Annotated in this window: 13 protein-coding genes; all 13 read right to left on the reverse strand. The window is 32.3% G+C overall.

Annotation, left to right across the window (positions count from 1 at the left end):
• Positions 1-176: 176 nt before the first annotated feature.
• The 13 genes from ybeY to hrcA all read right to left on the reverse strand — a co-directional run bounded on the left by ybeY (position 177) and on the right by hrcA (position 13,204).
• A complete protein-coding gene (gene ybeY, locus AB2369_RS06095; RefSeq protein ID WP_367665590.1) occupies positions 177-683 on the reverse strand; it encodes an rRNA maturation RNase YbeY in 507 nt (168 codons plus the stop codon).
• 2 nt (positions 684-685) lie between these two features.
• A complete protein-coding gene (locus AB2369_RS06100) occupies positions 686-2,656 on the reverse strand; it encodes an HD family phosphohydrolase (RefSeq protein WP_367665601.1) in 1,971 nt (656 codons plus the stop codon).
• A gap of 110 nt (positions 2,657-2,766) precedes the next feature.
• Complete coding sequence (yqfD, locus tag AB2369_RS06105) at positions 2,767-3,903, reverse strand: sporulation protein YqfD (protein WP_367665591.1); 1,137 nt, start codon at positions 3,901-3,903, stop codon at positions 2,767-2,769.
• Positions 3,890-4,180 (reverse strand): sporulation protein YqfC, encoded by a 291-nt coding sequence (yqfC, locus tag AB2369_RS06110; RefSeq protein ID WP_367665592.1) that lies wholly within the window; start codon positions 4,178-4,180, stop codon positions 3,890-3,892. Before yqfC ends, yqfD begins: the two co-directional genes overlap by 14 nt.
• Positions 4,181-4,566: 386 nt before the next feature.
• A complete protein-coding gene (gene rpsU / locus AB2369_RS06115; RefSeq protein WP_021801013.1) occupies positions 4,567-4,743 on the reverse strand; it encodes a 30S ribosomal protein S21 in 177 nt (58 codons plus the stop codon).
• A 128-nt stretch (positions 4,744-4,871) separates the two neighbouring features.
• Complete coding sequence (locus AB2369_RS06120) at positions 4,872-5,216, reverse strand: histidine triad nucleotide-binding protein (RefSeq protein WP_367665593.1); 345 nt, start codon at positions 5,214-5,216, stop codon at positions 4,872-4,874.
• A gap of 148 nt (positions 5,217-5,364) precedes the next feature.
• Complete coding sequence (mtaB, locus tag AB2369_RS06125) at positions 5,365-6,669, reverse strand: tRNA (N(6)-L-threonylcarbamoyladenosine(37)-C(2))-methylthiotransferase MtaB (protein WP_367665594.1); 1,305 nt, start codon at positions 6,667-6,669, stop codon at positions 5,365-5,367.
• Positions 6,669-7,418, reverse strand: coding sequence for a 16S rRNA (uracil(1498)-N(3))-methyltransferase (locus tag AB2369_RS06130; RefSeq protein WP_367665595.1), 750 nt, complete (start codon positions 7,416-7,418; stop codon positions 6,669-6,671). Before AB2369_RS06130 ends, mtaB begins: the two co-directional genes overlap by 1 nt.
• Positions 7,419-7,435: 17 nt before the next feature.
• Positions 7,436-8,377: a 50S ribosomal protein L11 methyltransferase gene (gene prmA / locus AB2369_RS06135; RefSeq protein WP_367665596.1), complete on the reverse strand. Its 942-nt coding sequence runs from the start codon at positions 8,375-8,377 to the stop codon at positions 7,436-7,438.
• Between the two features lie 131 nt (positions 8,378-8,508).
• Positions 8,509-9,624, reverse strand: a complete 1,116-nt coding sequence (gene dnaJ / locus AB2369_RS06140; protein WP_367665597.1) for a molecular chaperone DnaJ — start codon at positions 9,622-9,624, stop codon at positions 8,509-8,511.
• Positions 9,625-9,694: 70 nt separating this feature from the next.
• A complete protein-coding gene (gene dnaK, locus AB2369_RS06145) occupies positions 9,695-11,545 on the reverse strand; it encodes a molecular chaperone DnaK (protein ID WP_367665598.1) in 1,851 nt (616 codons plus the stop codon).
• A gap of 26 nt (positions 11,546-11,571) precedes the next feature.
• Positions 11,572-12,156 carry a nucleotide exchange factor GrpE gene (gene grpE, locus AB2369_RS06150; protein ID WP_367665599.1) on the reverse strand — a complete coding sequence of 195 codons (585 nt, stop codon included), beginning with the start codon at positions 12,154-12,156 and terminating at the stop codon, positions 11,572-11,574.
• Positions 12,157-12,172: 16 nt separating this feature from the next.
• Positions 12,173-13,204 carry a heat-inducible transcriptional repressor HrcA gene (hrcA, locus tag AB2369_RS06155; RefSeq protein ID WP_367665600.1) on the reverse strand — a complete coding sequence of 344 codons (1,032 nt, stop codon included), beginning with the start codon at positions 13,202-13,204 and terminating at the stop codon, positions 12,173-12,175.
• Between the last annotated feature and the right edge of the window lie 116 nt (positions 13,205-13,320).

Below are 13,320 nucleotides of genomic sequence, written 5' to 3' on the forward strand. Positions count from 1 at the left end.
GCCCTAAAGGGCTTTTTTATTATTACTCATTTTCACAAAATAATTAGTAAATAATTAATTTATTTTTAGAAATTATAAAATAAATTAATGTAACATCTAAGTTATTCTAAAAGATACTCTCCTTATATATTTTAAGATATCTTTAAAAATCTTTGATTAATTATTTTATTTCTCATTTATACTTCTCTAGTTATATCTAACTTTTTTAATATCTCTTCTTCTCTAAATCTCATTTTAGCTTTTTCTTCATCCTCCATATGATCATATCCTAAAAGATGGAGAACTGAGTGAACTACTAAATAGGAACTTTCCCTTAAAAATGAGTGTCCATACTCTATACTTTGCTCCATTGATCTTTCAAGAGATAGAACTATATCTCCAAGGACTAAGTTTTCCCCATCTAAGTCCACCTTAGAAAAGTTATAATTTAGATAAACATCTTTAAAAACCTTATCTTTAGCATAATTTAGTTGTGGAAAAGACAGAACATCTGTAGCCCTATCTATATTTCTTTGCTCCCTATTTATTTCTCTAATCATTTCATTATCTACAAATAATAGTGATATTTCATAAGGAATATTCACCATTTCCTCTTCTAAAGCAAAATCTATGGTTTTTAAAATATGATTTTTAAATTCCTCGTCTATGTTAATTAAATCTTGCTCATTTTCAAAGTATATCATTCTTATTCTCCCTTATTCTGCTTCTTACTTTCTGTAGGATATTCTATCCTTCTATGATATATACCATTCAATGTATTTAAGAATGCCTTTCTTATCCTATCTAAGTCCTTTAAGGTTAAATCACAATGATCAAGTTGACCATCATTTAATTTATCCTTAATTATATTATTTACCATTTCTTCTATTTTACCCTGAGTTGGATCTTTTATAGATCTTACCGCTGCTTCTACTCCATCTGCAAGCATTACAATTCCAGCTTCCTTAGTCTGAGGTATAGGACCTGGGTATCTAAAGTCTTCTTCCTTAATACTCTCTGGATTCTCTGCATTATTCTTTGCCATATAGTAAAAATATTTTACTAATGTAGTACCATGATGCTGAACAATTATATCCTGTATAACCTTAGGAAGATTATGTTCTTTCGCCATTTCAAGGCCATCCTTAACATGAGAAGTTATTATAAGAGTACTTAAGTTAGGAGTTATCTTATCATGAGGATTTTCCCTATTGATTTGATTCTCCTTAAAGAAATAAGGTCTTTTAGTTTTACCTGCATCATGATAATATGCAGCTATTCTTACAAGAACTGGGTTTCCTCCTACCTCTTCTGCTGCAACCTCCGCAAGATTTGCAACTAATATACTATGATGATATGTTCCTGGTGTTTCCATAAGTATTTTTTTTAGTAATGGATTATTAGGATTAGATAGCTCTAGTAGCTTAACCACAGTGACTATATCAAAGGTACTTTCAAAGAAAGGTAAAAATCCAATAGTAAGCACTGCGGATATTAAACTGGCTATTCCTGTAAACCCTGATTTCTTAACTACCTCTAGTACATTATTAGAAAGAAGTATTCCCATAGTAAAGGTAAGAATCATATTAACTATGGCTATATAAAGTGCAGAATAAAGAATATCATTTCTTTGCTGCATTTTTCTTATCACTATAGCTCCTAAAATACCATTAAGTATTGCAATTAATGTTATCTCAACATTAAAGTCTACTATACTACTTATAAGTATAGAGTTTAAAACACTTATAGTTAAAGATATCTTATAATTTAAAAGTAAGGTTAATAGCATAGGAGCACATGCAATAGGTATTAAATATGGTGATATAATACTTAAGGTTCTTGCAAGAGCCAAAGAGGCTAGATTAACTATGCTAATTAAAATAAGCTTACTTGTGTCATTGAATGTATCATTAAAATATTTGTTCAAAAAGAACCACTGGATAAACTGAATCAATGCTATAAATACCCCTAGACCTATATAAATATAAAAGTCAAGTCCACTATCGTTTAACAGCCCTAAATCACTTAATATATCTATTTGAGCCTCTGTTATAGGTTCTCCTTCTTTTACAATTATCTGATTCTTTTGTATCATAACTGGCTGCACGTTCTTAACTGCCTGTTTTTTAAGCTCCTCTGTTTTTTCCTTATCAAAGAAGAAGTTTGGCTTTAATTGATAATTTATTATGTTAAAAGCAATTTCTCTTATTCCTTTGGAAAATTTACTCGTTGATAGTTTATTAGATATAAAATCTTGGGCCTTTTTAATATCTTCTTTATTTCCTTCTGTTATAGTCCCATCATAAACTTGATTGGCTATATCTAATACAAGAGTCTCTAGCTTTTTTAAATCCTCTAAAGAAAGCTTTAATAAAGATACTATTTCCTCATCACTTATATATATATCATTAGCCCCTCTTACCATAGCAACTTTCTCTGCTTCATCCTTTTGAAGTTCTTTTGCAGAGGTTAACTTTGAAAAGAATTCTTTTAAATTATCCATAGCAGTTTTCTTAACTTCTGGTTTCTGAGTATATTGGTTTTTTACCTCTTCCTCAACTTGTTTTATTTTGCTTTGGGTTGCTTTATTATCGATAACTTCCTTTGTGGCTTTTATATTTACCTTTGCTATTTCTCCCGGGCTTAGGGAATATTTCTTTGTCACCAAAGAGGTCATTATAAGTACATAGGAAACTATAAAGGTAAATATAAATATTAGTATTCTATTGTATACTCTATATCCTTTAATTTTTCCTTTTATCGTCAAGATTATCACCCTCTTTTTAATTAATTAGTGGGTTTCTCTGCTATATTCTGTTCCACCACAAAAACAACTTTTATGGTTAGTGTATCGCCTTCTATAGACTTGTTTATAATTTTATCTAATACCTTAGAGCTTTTATCTAAATTCTTTTTTATGTTCTCTTCCATTTCATTACTCTTTTTATATATTATCTCTTCTTCACTAAGCTCAAAGTTGTTTTCTTTAACTTCATAATAAGAAGTTTTCTTTAATATCTTCCCACTCTCTTCTATTTTATCATATTTTTCAAATTTATCCTCCCCTTTTTTAAGATAAAGTTTCTTTCCAAATAACTCTATATATATGCTTTTAGCCTTGTTTCCTGTTCTTTCTCTCTTTACTCCCCTTAAAAGAATTTCCTCCTCATCCTCGTAAAAAGTCTTTGCAATTACTTCTCCCTCTGCCTTAGTTTCATAAGTGTTTCCCTCTTTACCTTGTACACTCTTTATTACCACATCTCCTGCTTTTACTATATCTCCCTTTTCAACCGCTGCTGTTCCACTGGTTGTGTACACTCTTAAGATTTCTCCATCCATCTTTGCTATCATATCTCCACTTATTTCCTCCTGTGATAGCTTTGGAGGATTTTGCCTCTCCTCTATTTTTATTTTAAAATGTGATCCTTCAAACCTTACCCTTGCCCACATTATCCTTGAATCTAATTCCATTAATCTTTTTTCTATATCATATACATTTATTCTACTCTTAAGCATACCTGGTTTAATCCCCTCTAAAGATAAATGTTGCCTTACCTCATAGGGTGATACATACTTATCCGTTTCTATATCTATGTCCCAAATGAATAACGAATACCCATATATAAGTACTAGGAATATCATTCCTCCAATAAATAAAGATGCTTTACTCTTTATCATAATAAGATAGCTTATGATACCTTTAGTTTTTAATATTTTTATTTTTATTTTATAGTTTTTTGATAACTTTTTCACCTTAGAATAGTCTAATGGATCTACATCCATTACCCAGTGAGCTCTAGATAATCTAGTTGCATTTTTTATTCTTACACCTTCACGCCAAAGGATATTAACAAAGTTTTCGGGAGAAAGACTCTGAATCTCTATAGTAATAAGACCTCTTTTTATAAAATCAAATTTTGTCATGACCTTCATATACCACTGACTTAAATGTCCCCTTTAAAATCAAGGTATTTCCTCCCATAAAAACTATCTCGAAATCTCTTCCCTCTATGACTATAAACCCTATCTTTGAATTAAGCTTTATAATCCTATCTTCAAACTTTATAATACCCTTATGGTTCTCTATGGTTATTTCTTTATTAGAAGTTATTATTATTCTTGGAAGATCTAAAATTACATCACTGGGAATCTCTAAGGTTTCTGCTATATGCTCCTTGGCTCTTCTTAATTTCCCTTCCATCCTCTCACCCCTAAAAATATTTTCATATTAATTTATGAGAACTTTCTTAAATTAATGACTAAAATATAGGGATGTATAACTATATTATGTTTTATTATATTTATTTTACTAAAAATGGACAGAGAAAAAAGAACTCACAATGGTGAGTTCTTTTGCTTATTATTTCAAATATTCTATTTATCGAACTTACAAAATATCACTGCATTTATATTACTAAAATACAATCATATAAATTTACCATATAAATTATGCTATTAGCACCCACTTAACAAGCTGCTTTCTTATTTATGGTTATTATAAGTTCTCCTAGATTTAACTGCTGGGGAAGGTAAGTTCTTAACGTTTTATTAATTGGCATAGCTTTACCTTCTTCTATAAAGAAGTTCTTACTTGAACTTTCTCTTTCTAGCAGCTTCTGATTTTTTCTTTCTCTTTACACTTGGCTTTTCGTAGTGTTCTCTCTTCCTTACCTCTGAAAGAACTCCAGCTCTAGCGCATTTTCTCTTGAATCTTCTTAATGCACTTTCTAATGTTTCATTTTCTCCAACTCTTATCTCTGACATTTACTATCCCTCCCTCCGCTAGCTCAATTTCTATATCTATAAAAATTGCAGCTTGTGGGCTCTCAATAGCACACACCTAATTATATAACAGTAAATTGTGTGCTGTCAAGAATTTCATTATATTATTTTTAACCTGGTGGCCAAGTTAGATTTCTACCACCTAAAACGTGGAAGTGAATATGCTCTACAGTTTGGCCTCCATGCTCTCCACAGTTATTTACTATTCTATATCCATTTTCCTTTATTCCTTGCTCTTCTGCTATTTTATTAATAACAGTAAATATGTGTGCTACTATCTGCGAATTTTTTTCATTTATTTCATTAGCACTCTTTATATGTTCCTTAGGTATAACAAGAATATGAACTGGTGCCTCTGGACTTATATCTTTAAATGCTAATACATTATCATCTTCATAAACCTTCGAACATGGAATTTCTCCCTTTATTATCTTACAGAATAAACAATTATCCACTTAATTTCACCTCCTTTTACTAAATACCTAAGATTAAAATTTATAATAGATATCTCTAAGTCTTAATCTTATAGATACTTATTTTAACTTTAAATATAATAATTTTATTTACCATGTAGAACCGTGAGAATAATTAATCTACTATTAATTATATTAATTCTCCAATTAATACTTCATTCCTGCTATCTTTTATCTTAACCTTAAGTATCTTTCCAACTATAGAGGAATCCTCAGAAGGAACTACTACTCTTACATAGTTTCTTGTATATCCCGAATAAAAGCCTTTTTCACTTGTTTCTTCTTCAAACAGAACATCCGTTTCAGAATCTAAGAATATTTCCATAAATTCTTTCTCATTCTTACTATTTAGCTCAATTAAAGCCTTACTTCTTTCCTCTTTAATATTACCATCTAGTTGATTGTCCATAGTAGCAGCACGGGTGCCCTTTCTAGGACTAAATTTAAAGACATGAGTTTTAGAGAGCTTTACTCTCTTTAAAAATTCATAAGTTTCCTTAAATTCCTCTTCTGTTTCTCCTGGGAATCCTACTATAACATCTGTGGTTATTGAGGTATCATCAAAAGCTTCACGAAGCATAGTTACTATATCCTCATATTCTTTAGCAGTATATCTTCTATTCATTCTTTTTAAGGTTCCATCACTACCACTTTGAAGGGAAAGATGAAAATGAGGACATAGTTTCTTAAGGTTCACTATTCTATTTTTAACATCCTCTGTAAAGAAGTTAGGGTCTATAGAACCTATTCTAACCCTCTCTATACCTTCTATCTTTTCTATTCTCTCTAAAACATCTACAAGAGTTATATTTCCCTCTAAGTCCACTCCATAGGATGCTGTATGTATTCCTGAAAGTATAATCTCTTTAAATCCATGGTATGCTAACTTTTTAACCTCTTCTTCTATTTTATCTGGCTTTTTACTACAAACTCCTCCCCTTGCATAAGGAATTAAGCAATAGCTACAGAATCTATTACATCCATCTTGTACCTTTAAAAATGCTCTTGTCTTATCTTTAAACTCTTCAATATTAAGATCTTCAAACACATTATTCTTTATTATATTATCAGCAACTTGAACTATTTGTACTTTTTCATCTAGGTGTCTGTTTACCCAGTATACTATTTCCCCTTTATTTCTAGTTCCAAGAACCACATCTACTCCTTCAATATCTCCTACTTCCTTTGGCGCTATTTGGGAGTAGCATCCAACCACTGCTATTACAGCATCATTATTCAGCCTTCTAGCTCTTCCTATGACTTGTCTTGATTTTTTATCTCCCATATTAGTAACTGTACATGTATTTATTACATAAACATCCGCCACCTCAGAGAAATCTACAACCTCATAACCTTCTCTTATAAATTTCTCTGTCATTGCCTCTGATTCGTAGACATTTACTCTACATCCTAAAGTTGAAAATGCTACCTTCATTAAATTATTCCTCCTAAATCTGAAAACTCATATTGTATAAGGGAAGTACATACAAAACCTGCAGTTTCTGTCCTTAGTATTCTTGGACCTAAGGTTACAATATGAGCATTTATACTTTTAAGGGTGTCAATCTCTTCCTCTTCAAATCCACCTTCTGGTCCTACAATTATTCCTATATTCTTAATATTCTCTTTTGATACCTCTTTTGCTAGCTGTTTCATTCCATAGCCATTAGCATTTTCATAAGGGACTATTACTAAATCCATTTCCTCTAATTCCTTCAACATCTCTTGAAAATCTAGAGGTTCTAAGACCTTTGGGACTCTTGCTCTTTTGCATTGCTTACAAGCTTCAAGGGCAATCCTTTGAAGCCTATCTAGCTTTTTAAATTCTCCTTTAAGCTTCACATCTACCCTGGATGTTATTATAGGAATAAATGTATTTATCCCTAGTTCTGTTCCCTTTTGCACTATTAAATCCATTTTAGCTGCCTTTGGCATGCCCTGAAATAAAGTAATATTAACTTTACTCTCACTATGTATTTCATGTTTCTTTATAATCCTTACATTAACCTTTTCCTTAGTTATCTCTTCAATTTCTCCAAGATATTCTTCTGAAAGTCCATTGTTTATAATTACCTGGTCTCCCACCTTTAATCTTAATACCTTGTATATATGTTTAACATCATCTCCAACTATGGTGGCATAAATCTCATTTACTAATTCACTGCTTGTAAAAAATTTATGCATAAACATTTCTCCTTAAACTATTTTATTTTACCTATTATACAGTTCCATTCCCCATCTTTATTAACTTCAACAACTTGGAATCCAGACTCTTCAAGTTTATTTATAACCATATCACATCTTTCGTGAATAATACCTGATGTTATAAATAACCCTTCTTTATTTAATACCTTTTTAACGTCATCTACTAATATACATATAACCTCTGCAATTATATTAGCTACAACTAAGTCTGCCTTACCTTCTACCACATCTAGAAGATTACCTTCAAGAATTTCTATATTATTTAAATTATTAAATTCTACATTTTCTTTAGCTGACTCCACAGCTACTGGATCAAGGTCTACCCCTAAAGCATTTTTAGCTCCAAGTTTAGCTGCCGCTATAGCAAGTATTCCTGATCCTGTTCCAATATCAAATACCACTGTATCTTCCTTTGTATATTTCTCAAGAGCTTCTATACACATTCTTGTAGTTTCATGGGTTCCTGTTCCAAAAGCCATTCCCGGATCCAGTTCTATAACCATTTCATCTTGCTTTCCTTCATACTCTTCCCATATAGGCTTAATTACTATATTTTCCCCAACTTTAGTTGGTTTATAATATTTTTTCCAGTTATTTGCCCAATCTTCCTCATTAACCTTTTGGTATTCTAAAGTACCTTCACCTATATCTACACCCATAGACTTTATTTCTTCAAGTTTTTCTTTTATATAATCTATAATTTCTTCTATATTATCTTCAAGGGAAAAATATGCTTTTACCATAGCAGCTTTACCCTTATGTTCTAATATATTTATATCTGCAAAGTCCCAAGTTAATGGACCTTCCTCTCTCTCCAACATATCATTAGGGTCTTCTATAGCAACACCTTTAACATCTAATCCGTAAAATATTCCTTGTATTATTTCTAAAGCCTCAGACTTTGTTATAACTTTTACTTCTATCCAAGTTCCCTTCATGTAATCAATCCTTCCAAAATTATTTTCTATCCTATTACATATACTTAATATATTTTACCCTCTCTCTATAATTATGTCTATATAGAGTAAAGCTTAGTCTCTTAAAATTAAAAGACTAAGCCTTTAGTATATTAAAGCTTTTTTTTCAGTTTTTCAAAGAAACCTTCCTTCTCACCAGATGCATCTCCACTAGCCTCAAGGAACATATTTAATGCTTCTTTTTGTTTTTCATTTAGGTTCTTAGGTACCTCTACCACAACATTAACATATTGATCTCCACGACCAGTAGAGTTTATTCTAGGAACACCTTTTCCTTTAAGTCTAAAAATAGTTCCAGGTTGAGTTCCTTGAGGTACTTCATAGGTTACATCTCCATCTACTGTTGGAACCTTTATCTCAGTACCAAGAGCTGCCTTTGCCATAGATATATGTGCATCCATATAAATATCAAAGCCTTTTCTCTTAAATGTTTTATGAGGCTTAACATTTATACCTACATATAAATCTCCTGGAGGCCCTCCTTGGGTTCCATGATCTCCCTGTCCTCTTAAAGGCATAACATTACCCGTATCTACTCCTGCTGGAATATTTATTGTTATGGTCCTTTTCTTTCTTTCCTTACCAGTTCCATGACAGGTTCCACATGGATTTAAAATTATCTTTCCTTTTCCACCACATTTATCACAGGTTGATACTGTGGCAAAAGCTCCAAGAGGAGTTTGTCTTTGAACCCTTATCTGTCCACTTCCGCTACACTTATTACAGGTAGTTGGAGATGTTCCTGCCTTTGCTCCACTACCTTTACAAGTATCGCAACCCTCACTTCTAGTTACTGATACTTCTTTCTTTACTCCAAATACAGCTTCTTCAAAGGTTAAAGTCATATTATATTCAAGGTCAGCTCCACGCTCTGGACCTCCCTTTTTCCTTCTACCTCCACCGAAGCCTCCGAAAATATCTCCAAAGATATCTCCAAGATCAAAATCCATGCCACCAAATCCTGATCCTCCGAATCCTGAACCATCAAAGTCTGCCGTACCAAATTGGTCATATCTTGACTTCTTCTCTGGATCACTTAAAACCTGGTAAGCTTCATTAATTTCTTTAAATGTCTCTTCCGCTTCCTTGTTTCCTTGATTCTTATCAGGATGGTATTTAATAGCTAATTTTCTAAACGCTCTCTTTATCTCATCATCACTAGCACCCTTTTCAAGGCCAAGTACTTCATAAAAATCTCTTTTAGCCATACCTTCACCACCTACACTTTAAATTAGGGGAAGACTACGCCTTCCCCTATTTAATATATTATGAATTTAATTATTTGTCATCTACTTTAAAATCAGCATCTACAACATTGTCTCCTTGTGGGCCTGCTCCAGGTGCTTCTCCTTGAGCTCCACCCATGTTGTTTGGATCAAATCCTTGCTCTCCACCTGCTGCTTCATACATCTTTGAAGATATTGCATAGAATTCTTGAGTTAACTCCTCTGTGGCCTTCTTTATAGCTTCTAGGTCATCTCCGTCCTTAATCTTCTTAAGTTCTTCTACCTTAGCTTCTATCTTAGCCTTATCTTCTGCTGATACCTTATCACCAAGTTCTCCTAAAGTCTTTTCAGTTTGATATACTAATTGGTCTGCATTATTCTTAACTTCTATAGACTCTTTTCTCTTTCTATCTTCTTCAGCATACATTTCTGCTTCTTTAACAGCCTTATCTACTTCATCATCTGAAAGGTTAGTTGAAGCTGTTATTGTTATGTTAGCTTCCTTACCTGTTCCCTTATCCTTAGCAGAAACATTAACTAATCCATTAGCATCAATATCAAAAGTAACTTCTATTTGAGGAATTCCTCTTGGAGCTGGCGCTATTCCAGATAGAGTAAATCTTCCTAAAGTCTTATTGTCAGTAGCCATTTGTCTTTCACCTTGAACTACGTGAATTTCAACGGATGTTTGACCATCAGCTGCTGTTGAGAACACTTGACTCTTTCTAGTTGGTATTGTTGTATTTCTTTCTATTAATGGAGTAGCTATTCCTCCTAAAGTCTCTATTCCAAGAGTTAATGGTGAAACATCTAGAAGTAATACATCCTTAACATCTCCAGTTAATACTCCTGCCTGTATAGCAGCTCCTACTGCAACACATTCATCTGGGTTTACTCCCTTTGAAGGCTCTTTTCCGGTAAAGTTCTTAACAGCTTCTTGAACTGCTGGTATTCTTGTAGATCCTCCAACAAGTACTATCTTATCTATATCACTCATAGAAAGACTAGAATCTGCTAATGCCTTCTTCATAGGCTCTATTGTTCTTTGAACTAGATCATGAGTAAGTTCATTAAACTTAGCTCTTGTTAAGTTAAGGTCTATATGCTTTGGACCTGTAGCATCAGCTGTTATAAATGGTAGGTTTATATTTGTTTGAGTTGAGGATGAAAGCTCTATCTTAGCTTTTTCTGCTGCTTCTTTTAATCTTTGAAGAGCCATCTTATCATTTCTTAAATCTATTCCATTTTCTGATTTAAAAGTCTCTGCTATATAGTCTATAACCTTTTGGTCAAAGTCATCTCCACCTAAAGCTGTATCTCCATTTGTAGCCTTAACTTCAAATACTCCATCTCCAAGTTCTAGTATTGATACGTCGAAAGTACCACCACCTAAGTCATAAACAAATATCTTTTGAGTAGTTTCTGTTTTATCTATTCCATAAGCTAAAGATGCTGCTGTTGGCTCATTTATTATTCTTAACACTTCAAGACCTGCTATTTTACCAGCGTCTTTAGTTGCTTGTCTTTCACTATCATTAAAATAAGCTGGTACTGTTATAACAGCTTGAGTTACAGGCTCTCCAAGATAAGCCTCTGCATCTGCTTTTATCTTTTGAAGTACCATAGCTGATATTTCTTGTGGTGTATAATCCTTGCCATCTATATTAACCTTATGGTTAGTTCCCATATGTCTCTTTATTGACATTATTGTTTTATCTGGATTAGTGATTGCTTGTCTTTTTGCTACCTGCCCTACTAATCTTTCTCCATTTGCTTGGAATGAAACTACTGATGGAGTAGTTCTCGCTCCTTCTGAGTTTGTTATAACTACTGGTTCTCCACCTTCCATAACTGCAACACAAGAGTTAGTTGTTCCTAAGTCAATTCCTATTACTTTTCCCATAATTTGTACCTCCTTAAATTTCTTTATTAATTAGCAACTTTAACCATGCTATATCTTAATACTTTATCTCCTCTTTTATATCCCTTTTGGAAAGTCTCAACAATAGAGTTCTTTCCAAATGAATCATCCTCAACATGCATTACTGCATTGTGTAATATAGGATCGAATTCCCCTTTAGTATCTATCTCTTCTACATTTAGTTTATCAAAAGCATCATTAAATGCCTTTAATGTCATCTCTACACCTTTTTTTATATCTTCAGCGCTGCCTTCTATTGTAACAGCTCTTTCTAAATTATCTATAACTGGGAGTATGTTTTTTAATACATCCTCACAGGCTTCTGTGTAAATTCCTTCTTTTTCTTTAACTGTTCTTTTTCTAAAGTTTTCATATTCTGCATTAGTTCTAAGTAATCTATCCTTTAAAGCTTCTAATTCATTTTCAAGCTTTTTATTTTCATTCTCTAAGGATTTTATAGAACCCTTTAACTTTAACTCATTATTCTCTTCACAGTTATTACACTCTTCTACTTCTTCGAAGCCCTCATTTTGTAAGTTCTCATTATTCTTTAATTCTTCTTGAGTTTCATGCTTTTTATCCATATTTTTCATGGTTACACTCCTTCTCCTAATAATCCCTATATTGTCTTAAGCTATCATTAAGTTCTTTCATTACCTTTGCCACTATGGACATTATCTTAGAGTAAGGAATCCTTGTAGGCCCTATAAGACCAATTTTACCAAGAGAAGTATCCCCTATATTGTAAGAAGCAGATATTATACTACAATCTTTAGCTTCTTTAATATAGTTTTCTTCACCTATTGTTATAGTTAAGTCTCCTTCTGTGTTTATAAGATTATTTACTAAGTCCTTATTAGAAAGTAATGATAAAAACTCTCTTGCTTTATCTATGTCATTAAACTCTGGATAATTAAATATATTAGCTGTTCCTTCTGTATAAACCTCAAGTTTTTCACTTTCTCTTAGAGTTTCATATATTGAAGGTATTATAGCATTAAATATATCATCATATCCCCTTAAATCTTTTTTTAGGTTATTTATAACCTCAAGATTAATTTCTTCTATGGTTAAATCTCTAATTCTTTCATTCAGAGCCTTAGATATTTTAAGCAGTATATCAGAACTTGGTACGCTATGTGTTCTGATTAAATTATTTTTTATTATACCACTATCAGTAACCATAACTACTAATAAGCTATTAATATCTATAGATAAAAGCTGAAGAGACTTAATACGACTCTTGTTAACTGAAGGATTCTTAAGAACACAGGTTAAATGTGTAAGCTCTGAAAGAACTCCCACTGCCTGTTTTAAAATCTTATCAACTTCATATAAAGTAGCATCTATTAAATACCCCTTTATCCTAAGTTCTTCTTCTATGGTTAAAACTTCCTGTGGCATTAACTTATCTACATAAAGCCTATATCCTTTATCAGAAGGTTTCCTTCCCGAAGATGTATGAAGCTGCTCTAGGTATCCCATATCCTCAAGATCTGCCATCTCATTCCTTATAGTCGCCGAGCTTATACCTAAATCATACTTCTTTGCTATGGTTCTTGAACCTAATGGTTCACCATTACCTATATAGTCACTTATTATAGCTTGAAGAATCCTTATTTTTCTTTCATCCATTTCCATGGTATCACCTCATTTATTAGCACTCACATGTAACGAGTGCTAACGACTATGAATTTAAAATAACATTTCACATTTTTTTTGTCAACGGCATTTAGCCTTTATAAAGATTATATATC

Origin of the sequence: Clostridium sp. (assembly GCF_040797585.1) — a bacterium.
In the GTDB taxonomy this organism is placed as follows: Bacteria; Bacillota; Clostridia; order Clostridiales; family Clostridiaceae; genus Clostridium_Z.